A 26,041-nucleotide genomic window follows, 5' to 3' on the forward strand; every position below is an offset into this window, starting at 1 on the left:
TTGTAAAGTATAATTTTGAATCTAATTTATAATTAATGTATCTTTAGTTTAAATACTATAGTATGAAAAAAATTATTACTTCTTTGATGATATTCTCATCAGTATGTGTGTTTTCGCAAAATGCACAGGTTGACTCCCAAGTTCCGCCACCACCATGTTACGCCAACGGAAATAATGGCTTTAGTGGAGCTGTTGGTGAAGGGCATTTTTTGACCAGTGACCCAAATAGTATTGTGGAATTCCATATGTCAACTTCTGGCAATGAAATGAATGATATTTTGGTTTTTTATATTGATACGGGAGCACCAGGGCGTAATAATATTGACCTAAGTGTTGATGACAGTGCAGATGCGCACAGAACTGCAATAACAAACAGTAATGTTTCGGGCTTTGGAAGTGTTATTACTTTTCCACCAGGTTTTGAAGCATCCTATGCTGTGGCTGTTAATGTTGATTTTGCCGGTTTATGGTCTATACCAGTTAATGGTCCTGTGGGAGACAATGGGTTAAACTTTGTCACAGCGGTTAACTCTACTTTAAACTCTAACTCACAAATTTCTTACCTGATTAGTTTTGATTGGGCAGATATTGGATTAACATCAACCGATACGTTTAATTTTGTTGGTGTATATATTAGTGGCTCTGGTTATTCTTCTGACGAAGGTTATGGCAGCGGCATTGTAAGTGGAACAGAAGGTTCTGACAACATTACATTTAATGGTTACCTCTCTTTTCCTGAATGTAATGCAACTTTGAGTGATAGCGCAAATATATCTGGTACTATTGCTGCCAATTACTTTGATGGCCAATTACACGTAAAAGGTGTCAATGAGGTCGTGACAATTAAAGTTTATGATATTCTTGGAAGGGAAACTTACTCTGAACAGCATAATTTACAGGAATCTGAGTCTATTCCGATTGACCTTACTAAAAACGAATTGCAATTTATCGTTATAGAAAGTTCTGATAAAAAGAAGGTACTAAAGGTGATACCTGATTAAGCATCCGTCTGAGGATGATGATATTTTTCATCTAGAATGCTATTTATTAGTACCACTTATTGTTACTTCTAAATGAATCTAATTGGTTTAGATTGGAACAAATTGATCAAGTAGATTAAAGCAATTTTTTTTTAATTATGACCCCAGCCAACCGATGTACTATAATGGATACAAGTACTAAAAAGGAAACAGTACTCCAAAGAGTTTCTTCATGCAAAAAATCAGCTTTACTCAATGCAAATGCGAGATAGAAAAAAGATCCGATACCCTTGATTCCTAGAAACGACACAGCCCAACGCTCTTTCCAAGACATTTTCGATTTTAAGGTGGGTAATATTCCAAAAACGGGCCTAATTACAAATATGAAACCTAAGCAAATCAAAATTAAAGGTAATGTGAGCTCTTTAAACCAATAGGTTGCAATATAACCACCTAAAAAAACTAAAATTATCGTTATTAAAAATAACTCTACTTGAGCAACTACATCATGCATTTCCTTATGGAATTGATGCTGTTTTTCAAATTGTCTAATAGTAACGGCAGAAACGAAAACAGCAATAAAACCGTATGCGTGTGCGGCCTCAGTTACACCGTAAATAAAAAACGTAATGGCTACGGCTAAAAATCCAAGTCGCTTGGGTGCGATTTTTACTCTGTCTGGTAATTCAAAGAACAACCATGCAATTACACGACCAGTAACATATCCGATAATAATACCTACAATGATTCTATATAGTACATCGACGATAAACCAATCACTGACCCAGTCCATAGAGGTCATTCCATTTAGTGCCAATAAAATAGCGAGCCAAGTAAACGGAAAGGCCATACCATCGTTGATGCCTGCTTCTACTGTGAGGTAATACTGCACAGGATGTTCTTCTTCTGTCGTTTCTTCAATTTCAACTTGTATATCACTAGCTAAAACCGGGTCGGTGGGTGCAAATACAGCTGCCAAAAGTAATGCAGAAGCAGGTACAAGCCCAATCCACCAACCTAGGAGTGCAACTGAAGCAATACATCCAATCATCGTAATACCTACTAATAATAAAGGGATTCGGTAGTTTTTAAGTGAAAATTTATGATTCAATTTTAGACCAGCACCCATTATACTGATAATAACCGTAATTTCAGTTAGTCTTAATATTTCGTCATTATATTTTATGGGATTTGGGATGGGTAGGTTTATCGGTAGTAGATAACAGGTTAAGCCTACAAGAATGGCTACAATTGGAACATTTATTAGCTGAAATTGTTCGATTTTTTTTAGCCAAGGTAAAAGCAATCCCATCAAGCCTACTATCAAATAGAACCAAATGTCTGTATCCATATTATTCTTTTTTAAGATTTTTAATACGATCCAATAATTTTGGATGAGAATAGTGCATAAACACGTAAGCTTTATGCGGAGTTAAATTACTAAGACTATTCTTTGATAATTTCTTTAAAGACGTAATCAATGGTTCAGCTTTATAGGTGGTTTTGGCATAATCATCGGCTTGGTATTCAAACACACGTGAGACGTAATTCATTATTAAACCTGTAACTTCTGAAATAGGTGAGTAGAGCAATCCAAAAGCAATCAAACCTACATGAAAGCTTGGAGTGTCAACACCAATGGCATTGGATAATAACGGATTGGAAATAAAAATCGATAAAATATAGAGTGTCAATCCTGTAAGTAGAATTGAGGTGATTAAATTAATAATGATATGGTTGCGTTTATAATGCCCAACTTCGTGCGCCAATACAGCAACGATTTCTTCGTCCTCTAAATCGTTGACTAAGGTGTCGTATAGCGTAATACGTTTTTCACTTCCAAAACCAGAAAAATAGGCATTGGCCTTAGTGCTACGTTTAGAGCCGTCAATGATGAATATTTTTTCGAGATTGTAACCTACGGACTTCGCGTACTCAGAAATTTTATTGCGTAAATCTCCGTCTTCCAATGGTGTTTGTTTATTAAACAAAGGCACTATCAATCGTGAATAAAACATATTCATAAATATCGTAAAGGCTGTTACAATTCCCCAAGCATACAACCAGAATGAATCACCGGTCGCCTGATAAAACCAAACGATTAAGGCGATAATACCTCCGCCTAAAATAACCATCATCAATAAACCTTTAAGTTTATCTAAGATAAAAGTTTTTTTAGTGGTCTTATTAAATCCAAATTTTTCTTCAATCACAAAGGTTTTGTAATAGGCAAAAGGTGTGGTGATGATGTCACTGGCTATCATAATGATTCCAAAGAATATTAAGGCGATTACAATTGGGTTGTCAGAATAACTTCTGGCAATATTATCCACATATTCAAAACCATCTAAAAAAAGAAATGCTAAAGTTAATACCAATGAAAATAGGGAAGACCATATCCCAAATTGGTAATTGGTAGCTTTGTAAGCTTGTGATTTTCTGTATTCCTCTTCATCGTAAACATCGCTTAACTCTTTAGGAATTGGGTCGTTATAGTGTTTGGCGTTTATGGTATCAAGGATTTTATCCTTAATGAAGTTAACAATGATAATTGCTATGATGATGTAGAAAAGGGTTTGTGCTGTCATATCGTTAATTAGTTGTCATTGCGACCGTAGCGCGGCAATCTGTTCGTGGTTTTTCGACATTTTTATGAGACTGCTTCGTGCCTCGCAGTGACGTTTCATTTTGGAATTTGCTCTTTAGTTCTTGTTGTTTGCGGAATTTTCATTTAAAATTTCGCTGTCTTTTAGCCTCAAAAATAAGAATTCCTGCAGCAACAGATACATTCATAGAGTCAATTACTCCTTGCATAGGTATGCTAATATTCTGTTTGGCGGCATCACGCCATTCTTGGGTTAGTCCCGTTGCTTCTGTACCTACGACTATAGCTGTGGGTAACGTGTAATCTTGGGTATGATAAGGTTCGGATTCCTGCAAAAGGGCTGAGAAAATATTGAAATTATACTTTTGTAAAAAAGCTATTGCCTCTTCTGTGCTTGCCATTGCAATTTCAGTGGTAAACACACAACCAACACTAGAGCGAATAATATTAGGATTATATAAATCGGATTTTGGATTGGCAATAATCACAGCATCCACATTGGCTGCATCTGCAGTTCTCAAAAGCGCACCAACGTTGCCTGGTTTTTCTGGTGCTTCGGCAACGAGAATTAATGGATTTTTTGATGAAAACTCTAAATTTTCAAGCTGATGTGATTTTGAATTGACAACTGCAATAACACCTTCAGTTGTATCGCGATGGGCTAATTTTTGAAACACTTCTTTTGATATTTCAATAATCTCTATGTCATATGCTGACATTGATTTCGCTTCACTTTCTGAAAATAAATCCGGGAAAAACAATAAGGTTTCAATTTTGTAGCCACCTTTAATGGCTAGGGAAAGTTCGCGTTTTCCTTCTATTAAGAATTTGTTGGTTTTTTTGCGCTCTCTAGACTTGTCCTTTAGCTGTACAAGCTGTTTTATAAATGGATTTTGTGGACTTGTTATTGCTTTTATCATATTAAAACAAAAGTAATGTAATTTTACACGATGTGTAACGTCAAACATGAAAACCAAAAACCAAAACATGAAAAAATTATCATTCATATTGCTTTTAGCAATTTTAATTTCTGCTTGTAAAAATGAAACAAAACCTGAATCTACAGTTGTCGATGAGGTTTCTAAAGAAGACATCACAACAAGTATTTATCCCGAAGCGATAACCAAAGTTTTTGAAGCGCATGGTGGCATAGACCAATGGAACAAAATGCAAACTTTGTCCTTTACTATGGAAAAGCCAAACGGAAAAGAAGTGACGACTACACATTTAAAAACAAGAGCAGAATTGATTGATACTCCAAATTATAGTATGGGTTACGATGGTGAGAATCTTTGGGTCAATGAAAAAGATGAAAATGAATATAAGGGTAACGCAAGATTTTATAAGGGATTGATGATGTATTTCTATGCCATGCCTTTTATTGTTGGCGATGATGGTATCATTTATGAGGAAGCCGAACCCTTAACCTTTGAAGGTAAAACCTATCCAGGAATTTTAATTTCTTATGAAGCCGGAATCGGTGTCTCTCCAGATGACCAATACATTATCTACTATTATGATGAAACAGGAAAAATGGAATGGTTAGCCTATACGGTTACTTTTGGAAAAGACGGAAAGAGCAAAGAATTTAAATTTATCCGATACAACAATTGGCAAACCGTTAGTGGCTTGGTAGTGCCGAAAAGTGTAGATTGGTATAAATACGAAAACAACCAACCAACAGAAAAACGAAATACAGTTGAATTTACAGATGTGGTATTATCCGAAGATGCTCCACAGAATACTATGTTTATGATGCCTGAAGGAGCTAATGTTGTTGAATAATATGAACTCGTTTCGGATTCTCAATTTTAGTTATAGATTCTGAAACAAGTTCAGAATGACAGGAAATAAAAAGCGAGCCCTTTGGCTCGCTTTTTTAATTTAAAATTAATTACCATATTTTTCGGAATACCGTTTATAAAGTTCGGTTTGGTGTGTTTCTAAACTAACATTTCTGCCGTCAATAAAAGCATGTGTCAGTTTGTTTGTTCGCATATCCAAGGCATCACCTTCACTGATAAATAATGTCGCGCTTTTATTAACTTCTAAGGTGCCATACATATCATCAATACCCATAATCTTTGCAGCATTTTGGGTGATTAACTGTAAAGCCTGTTCTTTTGTTAATCCATAAGCGACAGTAGTGCCAGCATAGAAAGGTAGGTTTCTTGAATTCATGCGTTCCATTTGTCCGCTGGTTTCCAAAGCTACTAAAACACCAGCATCAACTAATTCCTTTGCTTGTTTAAAGGTGTAATCATAATCATCATCTTCAAGCTGTGGTCTTGTATGTACACGTTGTAACATTACTGAAACATTATTTTGCTTTAAGAAGTCTGCTATATCCGCAGCTTGATAACCACCGATAATTGTGATATTGGAAACACCTTGTGATTTAGCAAAATTCACAGCGTCTGTAATACCTTTTTCATCATCAGCATTAATGTATAAGTGCTTTGAGCCATCAAATAGACCAGCCATTGCTTCGTAAGGTAAATGGCGTTCGTCTTTAGAACCCTTGTCATAACTTTTAGACTCGTTAAAGTAGTCGTTAAGCTCCTTCACTTGTTTTGCATAATCTTTGTTTGGTTTTAAACCTGGATCTTCTCCTAACCACCAACGACCACGACTAAAACTACTTGGCCAATTCATATGAATACCATCATCCATTTTTATAGCAGCATCTTCCCAATTCCAGGCATCATATTGTACTATTGATGAGGTACCTGCAATTCTACCTCCTCTTGGAACAACCTGTCCCAAAAGCACACCATTTGGTCGCATGGATTCCACAACTTTAGATTCGGCATTGTAAGCTATAATACTTCTTACATGTGGATTGTAAGTTCCCATTTCAGAAAGGTCGTTGGAAGCTTTTACAGCATCAACTTCAACCAACCCCAAAGTTCCGTTAGAAACTATAAAACCTGGATATACATGTTTGCCTTTGGCATCAATGACTTCCATTGCAGTCATATCAATTTTAGAAGTAGTTGCATCTGCAACGGTTTTTAGCTTTCCGTCTTCCATGATAATGATGCTATTATCAATGACCTTACCATTACCTATATGTGCAGTTGCACCAACAATAGCGATTGTATTTGATTGCTTTGGTGCTGGTGTCTGTTGTGAAAAACCTAATGTAATGCACAACAAAAACAATATGACGTTTATTTTATTTAATCTTTTCATGTTTATTATTTTTAGTTGTGATTATGTGCTATGTGTTCGTTATCCATTGAGTCGCAATGCAACAATTCCTTTTCTTTCTTCTTTACAGGCTGAGTTTTTAAGCCTTTATTTTTATCTTGAAGCATAAGATTGATCAGTTCATTTTTTTCTTTCTTAACTGCTTCACGCATTTGCTTATCTTTTTCAATATCAAAATAAGTCACACCTTCAATAATGGTTTTCTCAGCTTTGGCGTAAACTGATAAAGGGTGGTCAGACCACAGAACGACATCTGCATCTTTTCCAACTTTTAAGCTTCCTACGCGATCATCTAAATGTAAAAGTTTAGCAGGATTCAGCGTTACAAACTTTAACGCGTCCTCTTCACTAATATCACCATATTTAACTGACTTCGCCGCTTCTTGGTTTAGTCGTCTAGACATTTCAGCATCATCACTATTAATAGCCACAGTCACTCCTGCATTGTGCATTATAGCAGCATTGTATGGAATGGCATCATTAACTTCGTATTTATAAGCCCACCAATCACTGAAGGTAGAACCACCAACTCCGTGATCTTTCATTTTGTCGGCAACTTTATAACCTTCAAGAATATGTGTGAATGTATTGATGTTAAAGTCGAACTTTTCAGCAACTTTCATCAACATATTGATTTCACTCTGTACATAAGAGTGACACGAGATAAATCGCTCTTTGTTTAAGATTTCTGCCAAAACTTCCATTTCGGCATCCTTGCGATATGGTTTTCCGCTTTTCTTTGCCTCATCATAAGCTTTTGCTCTAGAGAAATAATCCATAAACACTTGCTCAACTCCCATTCGAGATTGAGGAAAACGCTCATTTCTACTAGAACGCGACTGCTTTACATTTTCGCCTAATGCGAATTTGATAAACTTAGGTGAGTTGTCATATACTAAATCGTCAGCAGCTTCTCCCCATTTCAGTTTAATGATGGCAGAACGTCCTCCGATAGGGTTTGCTGAACCATGTAAAATCTGGATAGAGGTAACTCCACCGGCAAGATTTCTGTAAATGTCTATGTCTTCATCATCCAGAACATCTTCTATAGTTACTTCGGCAGAAGAATTCTGACCGCCTTCATTAATTGAAGCCGCAGCGATATGTGAGTGCTCATCTATAATACCAGCAGTGATATGCTTGCCAGTTGCGTCTATAACTGTGGCACCACTGTCTGAAAGATTTTTTCCAATTTTTGAAATTTTACCATTCTTTATTAAGATGTCAGTATTCTCTAAGATACCATCTTCTTCATTGGTCCAAACCGTTGCGTTTTTGAATAGTAAGGTTTCTGATTTAGGTTTTTCGGTAAATCCGAAAGCAAGATTTGGATATGTGATTGGACTCATAAAAGCATCTTCAGACTTAGAGTCCATTTCTTTTTTATCCTTGCTTTTTTCTTCAGCTTCTTTATCCGCTTTATTGGCGTAAAACGATAACTCGTTGCCATTAGGCATTATAGCTTTACCGTTTAAACTATTTCCGCTTGAAGCATTTGCCACAACTCTGACGAATTCCTTTTTTGTGCTATCAGCTGTTTTAAAGGTTAAGTTAACCCAATCATCAGTATAGCTCATTTTAGTTCCAAGGCTTTTATCTCCGCTTTCTAATTTGGCTTTAGGTTTACTTGTGCTTCCTGAAATGGATAGCTTATAATCATCACCAGCCAATTTAAAATTATAATCACCGTCGATATCCTTTACATTCATGTTTTCAATAACATGTGCATTACCTTGAACCCAGTTTTCATAGAGTTTGGTCTTTTTATCAAAAATATCACCAGACGTGATTAAGAAGTTGGCATAGCTTCCTTCTTTTAACGTTCCAAGTACATCAGATTTTCCTAATAAATTAGCAGGAACTGTTGTTAGGGCTTCTAATGCTTTTTGCTTTGAAAGCCCACTTTCAATGGCTTTTATAAGATTAGTCTTAAATGCATTTTTCTTTTTAAGACCGTGTGTTGTTAAAGCGAACGGAATTCCATTTTCCGCTAATAACCTCGGATTGTGAGGCTCTTGGTTCCAAGCGCGCATATCACTCAATGATAATGTGGATGCTAAAAAAGCATTCTCCACATCGTAAGCTGCTCTAAAATCAATTGGAAGAATTAACGTGGCATTTGTACCTTTTACCTCGTCTAGACGTTCATACTCATCACCACCTCCAAGAATGGTGTATTGAATGTTGAAGGCATCTCCAACTTTATCAGCACGCAAGACATTAGCTCTACTGCCAGCTTCAAAAATTTGCAATAAGTTTTTGTTGCCGTTAAGTGCTTCTAAAGATAAATCTTTAGTGTCAATATTTCCATCGGCATACCATTTAGCATCATTGTACATTTGACGTAATAATGCCATACTTCCCATTATAGAAGAAGGATAAGCCTGACGCGATGTTACACTTTTACTAAATGAAAAATGTTGCGAGGTTTCGCCATCAACGACACGTACAGAGTTGTCGGCATCATTGTTCAGTGCAATCAGAGCACCTGTACCTCTAACAATACCATCTGGCATGTGTGTATTTACAACACCAAAACCAAGTTTGTGAAGTTCTGATGCTTTTTTTGAATCATACTTGAAACTAGCCATCACATCTTGCTCTGGCATCACGTGGTCGTTCCAGTAAAAACCGCTTCGACTTGCGGCATATCTTGGGCCATTACCACCACGTTCTGGTTTTTTAGCACCAAACGAGGTGTAAATATCAATAAAGGAAGGGTAAATAGTTTTTCCTGTGAGATCGATTTGAGTTGTATTCTTAGGAAGGTTAACCGATTTACCAACACTAACCACCTTGCCATCTTTTATTAATAGCGTGCCGTTTTCAATGACTTCTGTTGGTGAAACATGAATAGTTGCATTGGTTAATGCAGTGTAGTTAGAATTAGTTGCTTTTACTCCACTGTTGGTAGGGAAGTAGTCTTGTGCAAATAATGAGAAACTGCACATAAAAATGAGCAGCCGTAAGTGTACTTTTATCATAAAGTTGATGAGTTAAATTAGAGGACTAAATATAGGAATATTCACAAAAACTAGGGTTGAAATAGAATAATTTAACGTTTACAATGCTTTATCACCATAATAATTAACTAGCAGGGCAACAACATAACTATAACTCCTCATGCCAGCAGATTGATTGTTAGCTTTGAGAAAACTATCGTAGGTATCTGCAAATAAAGGCTCAAGAGGATTTTCGTAAGACTTCCAGAAGCTTTCAACCTCTTGATAGTTTTTTAAAATACCCTTATTTACAGTAGATAAAATTTCATAATATAGGTCTTTGTCTCTTCTAAAAATTTCCACAAGACAATAGCGTAAAGCAAAAGTATATCCTGAATATTTAAAATGAATATCATCATTGTGTATAGCAGCGAGACTTCCAATAAAATTGGCTTCATTTTCAGCAGCAAAACCCAACTGATGTGCTGCTTCATGACAAGAGGTTGTTGGGAATTTGTAAGTTGGCACTAAGCCATTGACTTGTGCTTCATTAGTAAAAGGGTTGAGATAACCCGAAAAACCCATGTACGTTAACGCGGTACTGTAAATGGATTTTTTAATGCTTTTAGGCTCATAATATAAATGAGGATATTCTTCTGAAAGTTTTTCATAACCATTCAGAACTTTAGCGAAAGCTTCACGTTTAGAAAAAGGCATTTCTACTTTTGTGGAATCGTTTATGGCTAATTGACTATGGATTGTATTCGATTTGTCAATAAGACGTTTGGTAAAGGAGACTAACTGCTCTGTGGTATAGTCTGCTTTAAGATTTAAGAATTTATATAGAGGCTGCCTGTAATAGTTGAAAGCCCAAAGTATATGAAAAGCAAAATATGCAATTGATAAAACGGCACCAATATCCAACAACCAGTTTTTGGTGTCTTTCACTACTCGCTTTCTGTTTAACACCAACCATCTAATGGCATAGATGCCTGCCAAGGTATAGAAAATATCACCTACCGAAAACGGAATCCAGCCAAAGACATAACGCATCAACTTGGAGATATATACGTAAAGTCCGTTGCTATAAAACCGCTCTACAAACTCTGGATAGTTTTTTAAGATTGAAATCAATATAATTTGAATTCCAAGAAAAATAACGAGTCCTAGTTTTTTGTTTTTCAGCATGAATCAAAAATAGGGAAAAGTTTGGATTGAACTGTTCTCGCAAAGACGCTAAGGCGCTAAGTAATTTTAAACTAAATAATGAATGCCTTGTTATAACATTAGAATATATCTGTATTTTAATCTAACTTGAGATTCCGACAAGGTCGGAAGCAACGATTTTCAGAAATAATGAGCAATCCTAATGTTGTAAATCTAAATCTAGGATTGAAAATTTAAAGTTAATTGATTATAAGATTTTGGATGTATTAGCGAATGGTGCTTTGCAATTTCCTAATAAATCGTTTTGACTTTTTGGTTCGTTTTGTGTCAAGACAAAATGAACATTTGAAATAATCAATCCTTAAAAATTTAAATTTTAGGATTTGGAACCTCCGAAATTTCAAAGAAGAATGACAAGTGAGAATGGTCTGTATTTTGTAATTTTGCATGCATAAAAAATAAATATGAATAAGGAAATAAGAAACTTAGAGCCAAAACCACTTTGGAATAAATTCGCAGATTTAAACGCTGTTCCACGACCTTCAAAAAAAGAGGAACGTGTTATACAGTTTATGAAAGACTTTGGTGCAAACCTAGGATTGGAGACCATAGAAGACGAAGTGGGTAACGTCATCATAAGAAAGCCTGCAACCAAAGGTATGGAGGGTAGAAAGCCCATCGTTATGCAGTCGCATTTAGACATGGTACATCAAAAAAATAATGATACCGAGTTTGATTTTGATAACCAAGGTATTGAGATGTTTGTGGAAGGAGATTGGGTAAAAGCAAAAGGTACGACGCTGGGTGCGGACAACGGTCTTGGAGTAGCAACGATTATGGCGATTTTGGAGAGTGATGATATTGAACATCCCGACTTAGAAGCTTTATTTACCATTGACGAAGAAACAGGAATGACAGGTGCGATGGGATTAAAAGGTGGCATATTGAAAGGAGATATTCTTTTAAATTTAGATACCGAAGAAGATGATGAGATTGGAGTAGGTTGTGCTGGTGGAATAGATATCACGGCAACAGGTACATATAATGAAGAGCCTGTGGCGAAGGAAGGCATGATGGCCTATAAGATTGAGGTAAAAGGTCTCCAAGGTGGTCACTCAGGTATGCAAATCCATGAAGGTTTGGGTAATGCCAACAAAATTATGAACCGTTTGTTATATGCTGTTATCGAAGATGTGAAAATATCTGAAATAGATGGTGGAAGTTTGCGCAATGCCATACCCAGAGAAAGTGTGGCCACTGTGGTTTTTGAAGCAGATAAAGAAGCTATACTCACAAGCTTGCTAACAGCGTTAGCTGAAACCATCAAAAAAGAACTTAAAACTATGGAGCCAGACTTAGAAGTTGTCCTTTCTAAAACAGAGCTACCAGAAAAAACAATGCCATTTGAAGCACAAGCGCAAATTGTCTACGCTATATATGCTGCGCACAATGGTGTGTATCGTATGAGTGCTGATATTACAGATTTGGTTGAAACCTCTAATAATATAGCAAGAGTGATTGTAAAGGATGGCGAAATTAAAGTAGGCTGTTTAACCCGTAGTTCTGTGGAATCCTCAAAAATGGATTTAGCAAATAGGCTACGTGCTACGTTTGAATTAGCTGGTTGCGATGTTGAATTCTCAGGTGAGTATCCTGGTTGGCAACCTAATATGGATTCAGATATCCTAAAAGTAATGGTGCCAATCTACGAACGACTAAACAATGGAGAAAAGCCTCATGTGGCCGCTTGCCACGCAGGATTGGAATGCGGTATTCTTGGTCAGAATTACCCGAATATGGATATGATTAGTTTTGGCCCGAATATTAAAGGTGCGCATTCACCAGATGAACGTGCACAGATATCATCGGCTCAGAAGTATTGGGAGTTTGTGTTGGAGATTTTGAAGAATATTCCGCAGAAGGACTAAAGTGTGATCATTTTGTCATTCTGAATTTATTTGTGAAAACATATTAATACTTTAGATGCTGAAACAAATTTAGCATGACAGTAGATAACAAACAAAAAAGGCAGCTGATTCAGCTGCCTTTTTTGTTTGTTCATTTATAGAATTTTTACTCAGCTATACTGACTAATTCAATATCAAAAACTAAATTGGTTTTTGGTGGAATAACTGGTGCTCTTCCAGCTTCTCCATAACCTAAATAATAAGGAATGAAAACTCTGGCTCTATCACCAATCTTCATATTTAACATAGCTTCTCTAAAACCAGCTACTAAACTTGCTGTTTCGTTATAAGGCATCGTAAACGGAGCATAACCACCTTGTTTTTCTTGTCGTTCATCGTACATTCCGTTTTTCTCTGCAACAGCTTTCCACGTGGTCCAGAATAAAGTGCCATCTTCAAAATAACCAGCGCAATTTATTTTTACCTGTTGAGATGGATTTGGTTTAACGCCATCACCTTCATGTGTGAAAATCATGGCCATTCCTGTTGGAGAATCTATACGACGACCATCTAAGGCTTCATTTTTCTTTAGCCAATCAGCTTTGGCTTGTTTGGCTAGTTCTTCAGCTTTCTTTTCTGCTTCATTTCTAATTGTAGCGAATTCCTCTTCAACCTTAGGCATTTTTTCTTCAAAGACCTTTGGAGCATCAAAGAACTTTGCATCTTTACCTTTTCTTATAATATTTACCTCTTCAATTATCACATCCTCAACAGGTCTGTGATTACGTGCTCTAGGGTTTACAACTTCTACATTAGAAATGGAGTCTTGTACTTCTAGGCCTTTAACCAATTCACCAAAAACCGAATGACAGCTTACACCTCTTTGGTCACAAGGCTTAAGGTTCCCATTGTCGTCATAGAAGTTTCCTCTTGGATATGGTGCTTCAGTAATAAAAAATTGACTTCCGTTAGTGTTAATACCGCCAGCGTTTGCCATTGATAAAATACCTGGCTTATCATGTTTAAGGTCTTTATGAAAATCAGCAGCAAATCTATATCCTGGTGTTCCACTACCAGTAGCTGTTGGATCACCACCTTGAATCATAAATTTATCCATAACTCTATGAAACGTAAGGCTGTCATAAAAAGGTTTCCCTTTGTACTTTTTCTCTGCCATAGGATGGTTGCCCTCAGCAAGTGCTACAAAATTAGCAACAGTAACAGGTACCTTGTCATAGTGCAATTTTGCCACCATAGTCCCTTTTGAGGTTATAATTTCGGCATAAAGTCCGTCTTCTAAATCTGGGTATTTTTCTTGGCAAGAGATATTTGCCAATACCACTAATACAACTAGTGCTGTAAGTGCTTTTTTAATCATTTTCTTGGGTTATTGTATTTAAAGTTACTTCACAAATTAAAGGAATATTGGTTCCTATTTTTTTATCATCTCCATAGTAACCATAGGCTTTTTGAGATGGAAAAATAAAGGTTACGCTTTCTTCTGGTTTCATAAGTTTTAAACCTTCGCGCAGACCAGTAAACAATTCTTGTTTGTCCATCACATAGGTTCTGTTTTCTACATCGTAGATTTCATTACCGTTGATGTCTGAAATATTATAGTCGAAATCTAAAATGTCACCAAACTCAGGTTGAATAGTATCACTTTCTACTTTGGTATTGTAGTAATACCAAAATCCGCTTTCGGAAGCGATATAATTTTTATCTGGATTGTTTTTTATAATGGACTGAATAAGGTTTTTCTCCTTCTCGTTCAGTTTTTTGTTGCGTTCAGCGGATTCTTTAAGAAAAGAACCAGACTGTACCGATTCTGGCATTCTGGCTTCGGGAGATTTACAACCGAAACACAGTAACATTACTATGATTATGATATGTAGGTTTTTCATACTGAAAAGTTTAATGCGCCTTGAGCGCTTGGGACAATTCATCTTTATACTGCGGTAATATACTAATAAATTTATCAATTGTTTCTTGTAGGCTTAAATCGCTACGTCCACCAGCAGCATTATCGTGGCCTCCACCGTTAAAATGGGCTCTTGAAAATTGATTCACAGAAAACGACCCTTTACTTCGTAAGGATATTTTAATAATCTCATCTTGATGGTTTTCTATAAAAATAGCGGCAAACACAATGCCTTTTAAAGAAAGTCCATAATTAACAAAACCTTCAGTATCACCTTTTTTAAAGTTGAATTCATCCAATTCAGCTTGTGACAACGTAATGTAAGCAGTGTTAAATTCAGGAAGCACTTTTAAATTCTGCATGGCTCTACCCAGCAACTGTAAACGACTGTAACTGTTGGTGTCGAACACATTATTATGTATCTGGGCATTGTTAGCACCTTTTTCTATTAAGCATCCAACCACCTCATGCGTTCTGCTCGTTGTTGACGGAAAGCGAAATGAACCTGTATCCGTCATAATACCAACATATAAACACGTGGCAATAGTGGCATTGATTTTATTTGCATCGTCAAGCATTTCAATAAAATTATAAACCATCTCACAAGTAGAAGACATGCTCACATCAGAATAGGTGTATGCAGCATAATCATCTGGTTGTTGATGATGATCTATCATAATTTTAGTGGCTTCGGAATTTTCCAAAGCTTCTGACATGGCGCCAACTCTACTCAAAGAATTAAAATCTAGTGTAAAAATAAGATCGGCATTATCGATTAGTGTTCGGCTTTCCTCTGTTTGGTTTTCAAAAATCATAACAGCATCGTCTCCTGGCAACCATTTTAAAAACTCCGGATAATCATTAGGTGCAATCACCGTTGCTGTGTGATTATATAGTTTTAAATAATGGTACAAGCCTAGGGTAGAGCCCATGGCATCTCCATCTGGATTTTTATGTGGCACAATAACGATGTGCCTTGGTGTGCTCAATAGCGCCTTTATTTCTGGAATCTGGGTTTTAATCATAAGTTGCGAATTTACGATTTTTAGAGGTTTGGTTAAATGTTTTAATATGAAATTAAGAATCCTGTCATTACAATTATGACACACTGAGCGCAGTCGAAGTGTCAATGAAATAGAATACTTAATGTTGAAGGGCTTCGACAAGCTTCACTTGGGTACTTTCGAAGCAAAATTTATTTGCTCCTCAGTAATGCTCAGCCTGACATTAATTTAATATTTGAACCTCTTGATAAATTAAAGAAATACATTACTTTTGCACCTCAATAAAAAAATAATACATGGCAACTAACAGAACATTTACAATGTTAAAGCCAGATGCTGTTGAAAAAGGACACATTGGCGCAATATTAGAAAAAATTACAGCTTCAGGATTTAGAATCGTAGCAATGAAGTTAACCCAAATGACTACAGCTGATGCTGAAGAATTTTATGGCATTCACAAAGAACGTCCATTCTTTGGCGAATTGGTAGAATATATGACTCGTGGACCTATCGTTGCAGCGATTTTAGAAAAAGACAACGCTGTTGAAGATTTTAGAACCTTAATTGGTGCTACAAACCCTGCAGATGCAGCAGAAGGTACTATCCGTAAATTATATGCGGCTTCTATTGGCGAAAACGCTGTACATGGTAGTGATAGTGATGAAAATGCAGCTATTGAAGGTGCTTTCCATTTCTCTGGTAGAGAGATGTTTTAAGAACACACATTTATATTATATTGAAAAGACCATCTGTACGGATGGTCTTTTTTTTATTCTAATAATTGAAACTACAACTCATCCTTAAAAAATTACAATTCAGTAAATCCCATTTTAAAAACCTATGGATGCAACGGATATTTGTATCAAACCTACTTCACATATAGTTTCGTAGGACAAATATTAAATATTATGGGAACACTAGTAAAATTTGCAGTTGTATTAATCATTAGTATTGTTGGTCACAACATTATGGCACAGACCAATTTTGAAAAAGGGATGACAAAAGCCTTTGAACTTTGGGAAGCCGATAAATGGGACGAGGCAGAGAATATGTTTGAGCGTATCGCAAAGGCAGAAGATAAAGAATGGTTGCCCAACTATTACATCGCACAGATCAATAGTCTTAAAAGCTGGAACGAAAAAGACGAAGCGGTTTTAAAAGCACAATTAGACAAGGCACAAGAACATTTGGATTTGGCCATGACCAAAAGTGAGGACAATGCAGAACTATTGATAATGCAAGCACAGGTTTTAACCAATTGGGTAGCCTTTGATGGCATGACCTACGGTATGAAATATGGCCAAAAAATAGGAGAACTGTATGCTAAAGCCTTGCAACTAGAACCTAAAAATCCGAGAGCTGCATTTTGTAAAGCCGATTGGGACATGGGAAGTGCCAAATATTTTGGAAAAGATACAGCACCATATTGTAAGGATATTGAAGCATCAATTGAACTTTTTGATACCTTTAAGCCTGAGACGGAGTTTCATCCAAACTGGGGAAAGGAGCGTGCAGAGCAGGTAGCGGAATCTTGTAAAGAATAAAAAGTAATTATGTCAAAGTCAATTAAATTTCTAACAGTTACATTCTTCATTGGATGCGGTATTTTTGTAATTGGAAACCTATTGTCCAAAGGTTTTAACTACAATACGATCAATGATTTTTTGGTTGATTTTTTCTTCTATCAGCTTTATACATATGTGATCAGTTATACCAATACCCAGTATTTTGATTATATGAAGAAACGAGAGTTTCGAGATTATGAGGTTGCTAAACGTATAATCTATGGTATTGTTGGTGCTACTGTTATTACGCTCATCTGTATTTTCTTTCTTAGAGTTTTAATAGAGGTATTGATTTATAAAATACCGTTTCAAGTCTTTATAGAAAATGAATCTTGGAAAGGGTATTCTTTCGGACTGTGGATTACATTGAGTATCATTTCCACCTTTTATGTGGTTTATTTTTACAACCGTTACCAGAAAAATAAAATTAAGGAACAAAAAGTTATTGCTGGTGCTGCAAGTGCCAAGTTCGATGCTCTTAAAAACCAATTAGATCCGCATTTTCTGTTCAATAGCTTAAATGTACTTACCAGTTTAATTGAAGAAAACCCAGACAATGCACAGCGTTTTACGACGTCGCTTTCTAAAGTCTATCGCTATGTTCTAGAACAAAAGAACAAGGAACTGGTCACCGTGGATGAAGAATTGGATTTTGCAAAAACCTATATGTCGCTTATAAAAATGCGCTTTGAGGATAGCATCATTTTTGAAATTCCGGAGAAGGCGTCAAATCCTGAAAGTAAAGTTGTGCCCTTATCGTTGCAACTACTTTTAGAGAATGCGGTAAAGCACAATATGGTGACCACGAGCAAACCGTTGCACATAAAAATCTATGAAGATGGTAATCACTTGGTGGTGATGAACAACCTTCAGCCCAAACAAATTGTAAAGAAGAGTAGTGGAGTAGGGTTGGACAATATAAAACAACGCTACAAACTACTGTCTGAACGAAAAGTTTACATCAATCAAAGAGAAAAGGATTTTGCGGTTGCAATTCCTATGCTCACAAAACAAGTATCAATCATGAGAACAACACAAAAATCACAAGAACGTCTAAATGACGATTATGTTAGAGCACGCAAGCGTGTGGAAGAGCTAAAGGCATTTTACTACAGCTTAATTTCCTATTGCTTGGTGATTCCGTTTTTAGTATTTATTTGGTATCAATTTTCAAGACATACCATTCAATGGTTTTGGTTTCCGATGATAGGCTGGGGCATTAGTTTATTGTTTCAAGCGTATAGGGTTTATGTAGATGATGGTGCCTTAGGTGCTAGATGGGAAGAACGCAAAATTGAAGAATATATGCGCAAGGAAGATGAAAGAAGCCGTTGGAGTTAAAAATTAGGACTTATGGAAAATCAAGATTTAAAATATATAAAAGCCAAGAATAAGGTCGAAAAGGAAAAGGCATTTTATACGCACTTAGGAATTTACATTGTAGTAAACTTAATGATTACGGGTTTTAAGGTTTCAGACAGCCTAGGCACATGGGAATCTTTTATTGGCTCATTGTTGAGTTTGGATGTGTTTATAACCTGGTTTATCTGGGGAATTGTTCTGATTATGCATTTTATATCCCTAAAATTCGGATTGAAATGGGAAGAACGAAAAATTGAAGAATTAATGAACAAGGAATTAACTAATAATTCTAAAGAATAAAAAATAAAAGTGATGGAAAAGTATAGTTTAGAACCTTATGAGGAAAAGGATAAAGTTTCGGATTTTAGAAAAGAAGAAGCATATCTGCGCGCCAAGAAGAAAGTAGATGCTTTAGTTGGATTTTACTGGCATTTTGCGGTTTATCTTGTTGTCAATATCTTCTTGATATTGTTGATTGGCCTCAACTCAGATCAAGGATTTAGAGGTTTTGGACCTTATGCCACAGCTGTATTTTGGGGTATTGGATTGTTCTTTCATTTTATTGGTGTTTTTGGTCCCGATTTCTTTTTCGGCAAGGACTGGGAAAAACGAAAAATGAAAGAGTTTATGGATAAGGAAGAACGAAATTGGGAGTAGGTTCAGTATACAGTTTATAGTCTGCAATTTGCAGTCAAAAGATTAATTAATAAAAAAATGAAGTCATGTATAAAATCAAATTAGTTGGAGTCCTTTTAGTCTTTGTTTTTGTTGGTAATACCCAAAACAGTTTTATTGTCGAAAACGTGAAGGTTTTTGATGGTGAAATCGTTATCGAATCCACTTCGGTTAAAGTTGAAGACGGTATCATTACAGAGATTTCAAAATCCATTAAAGCATCTGATGGATATGAAGTCATTGACGGAAATGGTAAAACCTTGATGCCAGCATTATCTAATGCGCACGTACATGCTTGGGGACCACAATCTTTGGAGGAAGCAGCAAAAGCAGGTGTATTGAATGTTATGGATATGCATGGTGTAGAAACCTATCAATCTGCAATGCGCCAGCTCAAAGATTCTACCAATTATGCCAGATATTATGTTGCTGGTTATGCAGCAACTGCGCCAGAAGGTCATGGCACGCAGTATGGATTTCCTGTGCCAACGTTGATGAAACCAGAAGAAGCTAAAAAATTTATTGATGATAGGGTAAAGGCTAATGTTGATTATATCAAAATTATTGTTGAGCCTTGGAAAGCCACTTTAGATTCCGTAACCGTTGCTCAGCTTATCAAAGAAGCACATAAAGCTGAAAGAATTGCTGTGGTTCATGTAAGTCGATTAGATAATGCAGTTGATGCGATATCAAATGATGCTGATGGATTGGTGCATATTTGGTGGGACAAGGAATTGGAGGCCTCCCAACTTAAAAAACTTTCTGAGGAGAAATCATTTTTTGTCATTCCGACTTTACTGACTACCATAGAGGTATTTAAAGTTATGGGAAGTGGTGCAGCGCAATTTTTAAGTAAGGAGCAATTATTTTTAGAGGTTAAAAAAATGCATGAAGCCGGAATACCGATTTTAGCAGGAACTGATCCGCCTAATGCAAATATTAATTACGGTACAGATTTGTACAAAGAATTACAGCTATTAAGTGAATCTGGGCTTTCTAACGTTGAAGTTCTAAAAGCAGGAACCAGTAACATCACCAAAGCCTTTGGTTTAGACAACGTTGGATATATAAAAGTAGGTTACAAGGCTGATTTGGTATTGGTTAATGGAGATGTAACAAAAGATATTTCGTTATTGAATAATGAAAAAACAGTTTGGAAAGAAGGTAAACTCGTAAAACAGTAATGTGATGCAAATGAACAATGACGAAAAACAGCGTATAGCCAAGAAAAAAGTAAGACGGTTAAAACTTTTTTACATTCATTTGGCTGGATATATTGTTATGCTGGTTCTGTTATCCTATAACTTATATATCGTTGAAGGTCCGTATAAGAACAATATAATAAGTCTCAATCTATCTATTATAGTGGCTTGGACGGTTTTTATTGGAATCCACGGCTTCAAGGTATTTAAAGACCGGACACTATTCAACAAAAATTGGGAGAATAAAAAGTTGAAGAAATTTGCACAAGAAGAGGAAACGGAAAAGAAAATGTGGGAATGAATTACCTTAACGACATTATACATAGTATTATTGGTTGGTTTCATTTTATAACCGCTGTAATAGCTATGATAACTGGCACAATAGTTTTGCTAAATTTAAAGGGAACTACTTTTCATAAACGCATAGGTTACATTTATGTGTTATCCATGTTGTTATTGAATATTAGCGCTTTCTTCATTATGAATTTCGGAAGTTTCAGCCTATTTCATTTTTTTGCTATCGTAAGTTTGGTGAGCATTTTAGGAGGCATCATTCCAATGCTTAAAAGAGGAAAAAATTGGTTTGCCTATCATTTCTTTTTTATGAGTTGGTCGGTTGTAGGCCTATACTGCGCCTTTTGGGCAGAGGTAGGGACGCGTTTTGTAGATAACATGAAAGACTTTTGGTGGATGGTAGCGTTAGCTACTTTTATAACGGCATTCATCGGTAGTAGGATTATTAATAAAGAAGCTAAAAAATTACATCTCAAAAAATGAATATTATAATTATTGAAGACGAAAAACCATCAGCAAGACGTTTACAGCGTATGCTAAAATCATTGGATGTTGAAGCGGAAACCATGCTACATTCCGTTGAGGAATCCATAGAGTGGTTTCAGAACAATGAGCACCCAGATTTAATTTTTTTGGATATTCAGCTTAGCGATGGGTTGTCTTTTGAGATTTTTGAAGCTATAGATATTAATTCGGCGGTTATATTCACCACAGCATACGATGAATATGCGCTTCAGGCATTCAAACTCAATAGTATCGATTATTTATTGAAGCCAATTGATGAAGACGATTTAAAAAAAGCTGTTATAAAATTCAAGAATAGAACACCTCAGAGGCAATCCGTGACTTTAGATTTTGATGATATAAAAAAACTATTGGTCAACCCGATTGAACGTGAATATAAAAAGCGTTTTTCTGTTAAAGTTGGGCAACACCTAAAACTCATCAATATTGATGATATAGAATGTATTTACAGCGAAAATAAAGGTACTTATGTGTTCACCAATGAAGGCAGAAATTATCTTTTGGATTTGACCTTAGATCAACTGGAAGACGAGCTAGAGCCACATGTGTTTTATAGGGTAAGCCGAAAGTTTTATGTGAATATTAATGCCATCAAAGATATTATTAGTTATACCAACTCAAGACTTCAAATTAAATTGAACCATTACAACGAACAAGAAATCATTGTAGCTAGAGAGCGGGTAAAGGATTTTAAAAACTGGTTAGAATAATTAGTCTTCAACTCTATTGTCGTCAAAAGCCGAAGGCAACATATTTGGTATCAGCTTTACAAAAAGAGGCAATAGAATGGCACCTCCTGGTAGCATAAAGATGGCTAAACTCGGAATGGTTTTTAATAGATCCAGTAACTGGGATTGCAGTTGTTTTTGTTCTTCTTTACTTAAGTCGCTATGTGTTGATTTGGTTATTAGCGCTAGTAATTCCTTACTTTGGTTGAGTTCTTTTACTATTCGCTTGCTATTTCTTCTTAAGAGCTTAGTAACCAATTGCGATGAGTTTTCATAAAAATTTGAAATTGGGTTGGTTTGCTGAAATAGCAGAATTTCTTTTTTGTGTTTTTTATGAAAGTCATCTACATCGATAAGGGATTTTTGTATTTCATTACTTTTTAGACCCAATCGTTTTGCCAAACTCTGAAGAAACCTAAATTCCGATTTTTCGAGTATCTCATCATCCCAAATGGATAAGCACATAAGGTCTATTAGGTACTTTTTTTCGTGATGGTTAATGTTGTATTCAATATCATAGATGAGATCTTCAACATCCATTTCATCATCATCAATAAAGGAGGTAGAGTTTTCAATGATTTCAATAACTTCTTTGTCGTGATCAGTTATTTTGCTCTTAGAATTCAGTGATTGATAAAGTGTTCCGACGATTTTACTTTCTAAGTTTGCCGCATAGTTTTTTATGTTGATGTTATTTTTAAGGTGCGTTTCAAAAGTTAGGACATCTACATATAATAGAGCGTTGGTTATAGATTTGTTAAAATTTCGAGTCAGTAGGTTGTCATCAATTTGAATACGGTCGTGTATCAATCGTTCTAACATTGAGCTTTCACTTTTCCCGATGACCAGTTTATCCCAAATGGATAGATCGGAAACTTCGAGTTCCTTATAATAATTAAGAAGTACAGTGATAAATTCCTTGCTGCTAAATTTCGCCTTGTGATAATGATATATATGATAGAGGGCAGTTAAAAGATTTATTTTGGCAAGTTCATCTTCAGAATAGGTATGGGTTTTTTCTATGGTATTGGCTATTTTAATGTTAACACCATAAATAAACCCGTTTTCTTTTAGTCCATTGTACAGACTTTCATAATTCTTAAAGGGAATATTGCCTTTTGAAATTTGGGAATAAAATTTTTCAATCCAACCACTAGTTGATGGGTTCATAATCAAAATTAAAAAAGTGTATCTCCAAATATAATCTAAGTTAATCTTATATCCACAAGATTGTGTAAAACACACCTCATTTTCACGTTAACAAAATATTAACAAAACCGCACCTTTCATTTTTTCGTAAGTAGGGCAGAGACACAAATAATTAACAAAATCTCAAAATTATGAAAAAAACAAAAATTTTAATCGCAACGGCAATATTAGGTATTGCTACATTCGTTGCAATCGCAGCCGATCACATTGATGCTCCCGCTGTTTCAGGTGGTACAAGTGATATCACAGACTTTTATGCCTTTCAAGGCTCAAATTCTTCAAACATAGCGTTTGTTGCTAATGTACAAGGACTTTTAGCTCCAGGTAGTACAGCAGCTGCTTCGTTTGACGAAAATGTAATGATTGAGTTTAACATAGACACTTCTGGTGATAATGTTGAAGACTTAGTAATACAAGCTATTCCACGAGATGGTAAGATGTATATATTCGGTCCGGTTTCACCTACTCAAGCAGGATTAAGTAGTACTATTATGACTAACTCTAGTAATACAGCAGTAGTTGATATTACACCTTATGGACAATCAGCTATCGTAGCAAGTTCTGGTGGAATCATGGCTTTTGCTGGCCCAAGAGATGATCCTTTCTTTATGGATTTTGCTCAATATGGTGAAATTATTGCTGGTAACGCAACTAGTTTCAACGATCCAGGTTCAGACACATTTGCTGGTACAAATGTTCTCTCTGTAGTTGTTGAAGTTCCTAAAACTTTAATTGGTGGATCTGGGACAATCAACACATGGGTAGAAACTAAAAGAAAACAATAAACTCAAAAATTTAAAATTTAAAAATTATGAAATTCAATAAAATAAAATTATTCGCTATTGCAATTTTAGTGTCAATGACAGCTTACAATTGTAATAATGATGACGATAGTAACATGAATCCTCCATCAGAACCTGATTTCTCAGGGACTTATGTTCAACAAGATCAAATGGCAAGACCAGCTGTTAATACAGTATTCGTATCGAGTGGTATGAAAGATGCTTTTAACACTACTGTGCCATCACAACAAAATGCTTCATTTCAAGCAATGTTTGAAGCTAATTTAACTGGATTGAGTCCAGCTTATGCAAATCCAGGTGACCAAAATGCATTAGGATTAGATGCAGCTGCATTTACAGGTTTATTAGCCACTGATGTTTTAAATGTTTCTTTAGACGGTACAACGACGTTTTTTGATGGAACTAATGTTTTAACGGGTAGAGCTTTAGCTGATGACGTTATAACAGTAGAGCTATTGTTAATCTTTGGTGGTGAAGATTTCACTGAAAACCCAGGATTATCAGACGATAATGTTGACGCTAATGATAAAGCATTTTTATCATCGTTCCCTTACCTAGCATCTCCTTGGTAAGATACTAAATAGAAATTCTGAAGTAGGACAAAATTTCTACTTCAGAATTTTTTTAATATTAAATCAAAACTCAAAAATTCAATAATCATGATACTAAAAAGAATACTTCCCTTTATTTTAATAGTAATGACGTTCAGTTGTAATTCTAATAAAGTTACTGAGTCTGAAGAATACAAAGCATACCTGTCAACTACTATAGATAATGAAAAATTAATGTCCAATGCACAATTCTGGACAGATAAGTTAAAATCAAATCCCGATGAGTTTCCATACTTAGTGAAGCGTGCCGGAGAATACACACAGATATTTAATGCTACAGGTAATATAGATTATCTGATTAAAGCAGAAAAAGACCTTATTAAAAGTATAGAGCAAACAAACGGTATATATGCATCGCAATATAGAGCCTTAGCTTCAAATTACATTTCTCAGCACCGTTTTAAAGAAGCTTTAGAACTGCTAGAAAAAGCAAAAGAGAATGGCGAAAAATTAAATAGTACCAAGAAAATGCTATTCGATGTGCACTTAGAACTTGGTAACTATATGCATGCGGAATCTTATCTCGAAGAGATAAAGAACAAATCTGATTTCGACTACCTTATTAGATTGGCCAAATGGGAAGACCATAAAGGCAATTTAGATGGTGCCATAGAACAAATGGAAAAAGCTGCTGCTATTGCAGAAGCTTCAAACCTTAAAGATATTAAACAATGGTCTTATACTAACCTTGCTGATTTTTATGGTCATGCAGGTGAGATTAAAAAATCGTATAACCATTACTTAAAAGCACTAGAGTTAGATCCTAACGATGCTTACGCCAAAAAAGGAATTGCATGGATTTTATATTCACATGAAAATAATCCGGATGAAGCCTTAAAAATATTAGATCATATTTCAACCTACTATCATGCACCAGATTATGATTTGCTGAAAGCGGAAATTGCTGACTTTATGAATGACAGTGAGTTAAAATCTGAAGCTATCAATAATTATAAAGAAGCTGTAAGAAATGAAATGTACGGTGATATGTACAATAAATATAATGTTACGCTATACGCTGAAGATATGCTATTGCCAGAGGAAGCTTTAGCAATTGCTAAAAAAGAAGTAGAAAATAGACCAACACCACAATCTTATGATTTGCTGGCTTGGAGCTATTTCAAAATAGGTGATGTAGAAAAGGCCAACGCCATAGTTGAAGAATATGTCGAAGGCCAAACTTATGAGCCTGGTGTGTTATACCACATTGCCGAAATCTATAAAGCTGTAGGCAAAACAGAAAAAGTAAAGGAATTAAAAAGTGAGTTGGTTGCCAGTCTCTATGAACTTGGACCTACAATGGCACCAAAAATCAAACAACTATAATT

Annotated in this window: 25 protein-coding genes; 15 read left to right on the forward strand and 10 right to left on the reverse strand. The window is 35.6% G+C overall.

Translation table 11 applies throughout. The annotated features are described in order from the left end of the window. Positions 1–62 precede the first annotated feature (62 nt). Positions 63–1,001 carry a hypothetical protein gene (locus F1003_RS11945; RefSeq protein WP_155089668.1) on the forward strand — a complete coding sequence of 313 codons (939 nt, stop codon included), beginning with the start codon at positions 63–65 and terminating at the stop codon, positions 999–1,001. 115 nt (positions 1,002–1,116) lie between these two features. On the opposite strand, the gene F1003_RS11950 is transcribed toward F1003_RS11945, so the two are convergent. The 3 genes from F1003_RS11950 to F1003_RS11960 all read right to left on the reverse strand — a co-directional run bounded on the left by F1003_RS11950 (position 1,117) and on the right by F1003_RS11960 (position 4,505). Then, positions 1,117–2,331, reverse strand: a complete 1,215-nt coding sequence (locus F1003_RS11950) for a cation:proton antiporter (RefSeq protein ID WP_155089669.1) — start codon at positions 2,329–2,331, stop codon at positions 1,117–1,119. 1 nt (position 2,332) lies between these two features. Beyond that, positions 2,333–3,568: a M48 family metallopeptidase gene (locus F1003_RS11955; RefSeq protein WP_155089670.1), complete on the reverse strand. Its 1,236-nt coding sequence runs from the start codon at positions 3,566–3,568 to the stop codon at positions 2,333–2,335. A gap of 139 nt (positions 3,569–3,707) precedes the next feature. Further along, a complete protein-coding gene (locus tag F1003_RS11960) occupies positions 3,708–4,505 on the reverse strand; it encodes a TrmH family RNA methyltransferase (protein WP_155089671.1) in 798 nt (265 codons plus the stop codon). A 67-nt stretch (positions 4,506–4,572) separates the two neighbouring features. On the opposite strand from F1003_RS11960, the gene F1003_RS11965 reads away from it, so the two are divergent. Continuing rightward, on the forward strand, positions 4,573–5,370 hold the full coding sequence (locus tag F1003_RS11965) for a DUF6503 family protein (protein WP_155089672.1): 798 nt from the start codon (positions 4,573–4,575) through the stop codon (positions 5,368–5,370). Positions 5,371–5,475: 105 nt separating this feature from the next. On the opposite strand, the gene F1003_RS11970 is transcribed toward F1003_RS11965, so the two are convergent. From F1003_RS11970 to F1003_RS11980, 3 genes are all read right to left on the reverse strand, one after another. Continuing rightward, positions 5,476–6,780 carry an amidohydrolase family protein gene (locus F1003_RS11970; RefSeq protein WP_155089673.1) on the reverse strand — a complete coding sequence of 435 codons (1,305 nt, stop codon included), beginning with the start codon at positions 6,778–6,780 and terminating at the stop codon, positions 5,476–5,478. Positions 6,781–6,791: 11 nt separating this feature from the next. Continuing rightward, entirely contained in the window at positions 6,792–9,782 is a 2,991-nt protein-coding gene (locus tag F1003_RS11975; RefSeq protein ID WP_235898373.1) for an amidohydrolase family protein, read from the reverse strand. Positions 9,783–9,860: 78 nt separating this feature from the next. Continuing rightward, a complete protein-coding gene (locus F1003_RS11980; RefSeq protein WP_155089674.1) occupies positions 9,861–10,928 on the reverse strand; it encodes a DUF3810 domain-containing protein in 1,068 nt (355 codons plus the stop codon). A gap of 443 nt (positions 10,929–11,371) precedes the next feature. Here F1003_RS11980 and F1003_RS11985 point away from each other — a divergent pair, with 443 nt between their 5' ends. Next, positions 11,372–12,835, forward strand: coding sequence for an aminoacyl-histidine dipeptidase (locus F1003_RS11985; RefSeq protein WP_155089675.1), 1,464 nt, complete (start codon positions 11,372–11,374; stop codon positions 12,833–12,835). Between the two features lie 145 nt (positions 12,836–12,980). On the opposite strand, the gene F1003_RS11990 is transcribed toward F1003_RS11985, so the two are convergent. The 3 genes from F1003_RS11990 to F1003_RS12000 are packed head-to-tail and all read right to left on the reverse strand — an operon-like array spanning position 12,981 to position 15,760. Beyond that, a complete protein-coding gene (locus F1003_RS11990) occupies positions 12,981–14,192 on the reverse strand; it encodes a peptidylprolyl isomerase (protein ID WP_155089676.1) in 1,212 nt (403 codons plus the stop codon). Continuing rightward, positions 14,185–14,718, reverse strand: coding sequence for a gliding motility-associated peptidyl-prolyl isomerase GldI (gldI, locus tag F1003_RS11995; protein WP_155089677.1), 534 nt, complete (start codon positions 14,716–14,718; stop codon positions 14,185–14,187). The genes F1003_RS11990 and gldI overlap by 8 nt, the downstream gene beginning before the upstream one ends. A gap of 10 nt (positions 14,719–14,728) precedes the next feature. After that, positions 14,729–15,760, reverse strand: a complete 1,032-nt coding sequence (locus F1003_RS12000; protein WP_155089678.1) for a DHH family phosphoesterase — start codon at positions 15,758–15,760, stop codon at positions 14,729–14,731. Positions 15,761–16,035: 275 nt separating this feature from the next. Here F1003_RS12000 and F1003_RS12005 point away from each other — a divergent pair, with 275 nt between their 5' ends. The 9 genes from F1003_RS12005 (at position 16,036) to F1003_RS12045 (ending at position 22,072) form a co-directional block, all read left to right on the forward strand. Next, a complete protein-coding gene (locus F1003_RS12005; protein WP_155089679.1) occupies positions 16,036–16,455 on the forward strand; it encodes a nucleoside-diphosphate kinase in 420 nt (139 codons plus the stop codon). Between the two features lie 192 nt (positions 16,456–16,647). After that, the gene (locus F1003_RS12010) at positions 16,648–17,283 is read left to right on the forward strand and encodes a tetratricopeptide repeat protein (RefSeq protein ID WP_155089680.1); all 636 of its coding nucleotides are present in this window, start codon (positions 16,648–16,650) and stop codon (positions 17,281–17,283) included. 9 nt (positions 17,284–17,292) lie between these two features. After that, entirely contained in the window at positions 17,293–18,645 is a 1,353-nt protein-coding gene (locus F1003_RS12015) for a histidine kinase (protein WP_155089681.1), read from the forward strand. Positions 18,646–18,657: 12 nt separating this feature from the next. Further along, complete coding sequence (locus F1003_RS12020) at positions 18,658–18,966, forward strand: 2TM domain-containing protein (protein WP_155089682.1); 309 nt, start codon at positions 18,658–18,660, stop codon at positions 18,964–18,966. Between the two features lie 12 nt (positions 18,967–18,978). Beyond that, positions 18,979–19,323, forward strand: coding sequence for a 2TM domain-containing protein (locus F1003_RS12025; RefSeq protein ID WP_155089683.1), 345 nt, complete (start codon positions 18,979–18,981; stop codon positions 19,321–19,323). A gap of 65 nt (positions 19,324–19,388) precedes the next feature. Continuing rightward, a complete protein-coding gene (locus F1003_RS12030; RefSeq protein ID WP_155089684.1) occupies positions 19,389–20,525 on the forward strand; it encodes an amidohydrolase family protein in 1,137 nt (378 codons plus the stop codon). Between the two features lie 4 nt (positions 20,526–20,529). Next, complete coding sequence (locus tag F1003_RS12035; protein WP_155089685.1) at positions 20,530–20,844, forward strand: 2TM domain-containing protein; 315 nt, start codon at positions 20,530–20,532, stop codon at positions 20,842–20,844. Next, positions 20,841–21,320 carry a DUF2306 domain-containing protein gene (locus F1003_RS12040; RefSeq protein WP_155089686.1) on the forward strand — a complete coding sequence of 160 codons (480 nt, stop codon included), beginning with the start codon at positions 20,841–20,843 and terminating at the stop codon, positions 21,318–21,320. Before F1003_RS12035 ends, F1003_RS12040 begins: the two co-directional genes overlap by 4 nt. After that, a complete protein-coding gene (locus tag F1003_RS12045) occupies positions 21,317–22,072 on the forward strand; it encodes a LytR/AlgR family response regulator transcription factor (protein WP_155089687.1) in 756 nt (251 codons plus the stop codon). Before F1003_RS12040 ends, F1003_RS12045 begins: the two co-directional genes overlap by 4 nt. Here the strand turns inward: F1003_RS12045 and F1003_RS12050 are convergent, their stop codons facing one another. Then, positions 22,073–23,260 carry an LETM1-related biofilm-associated protein gene (locus tag F1003_RS12050; RefSeq protein WP_155089688.1) on the reverse strand — a complete coding sequence of 396 codons (1,188 nt, stop codon included), beginning with the start codon at positions 23,258–23,260 and terminating at the stop codon, positions 22,073–22,075. It lies immediately after the preceding gene. Positions 23,261–23,430: 170 nt separating this feature from the next. Between F1003_RS12050 and F1003_RS17185 the strand changes: the two genes are divergently transcribed. The 3 genes from F1003_RS17185 (at position 23,431) to F1003_RS12065 (ending at position 26,039) form a co-directional block, all read left to right on the forward strand. Beyond that, the gene (locus F1003_RS17185) at positions 23,431–24,084 is read left to right on the forward strand and encodes a DUF4331 family protein (protein ID WP_155089689.1); all 654 of its coding nucleotides are present in this window, start codon (positions 23,431–23,433) and stop codon (positions 24,082–24,084) included. A gap of 26 nt (positions 24,085–24,110) precedes the next feature. Continuing rightward, positions 24,111–24,674, forward strand: coding sequence for a DUF4331 family protein (locus tag F1003_RS17190; protein WP_155089690.1), 564 nt, complete (start codon positions 24,111–24,113; stop codon positions 24,672–24,674). 87 nt (positions 24,675–24,761) lie between these two features. Next, positions 24,762–26,039, forward strand: a complete 1,278-nt coding sequence (locus tag F1003_RS12065) for a tetratricopeptide repeat protein (protein WP_155089691.1) — start codon at positions 24,762–24,764, stop codon at positions 26,037–26,039. Positions 26,040–26,041 lie beyond the last annotated feature (2 nt).

This window comes from Winogradskyella ouciana, assembly GCF_009709615.1.
Taxonomy (GTDB): domain Bacteria; phylum Bacteroidota; class Bacteroidia; order Flavobacteriales; family Flavobacteriaceae; genus Winogradskyella; species Winogradskyella ouciana.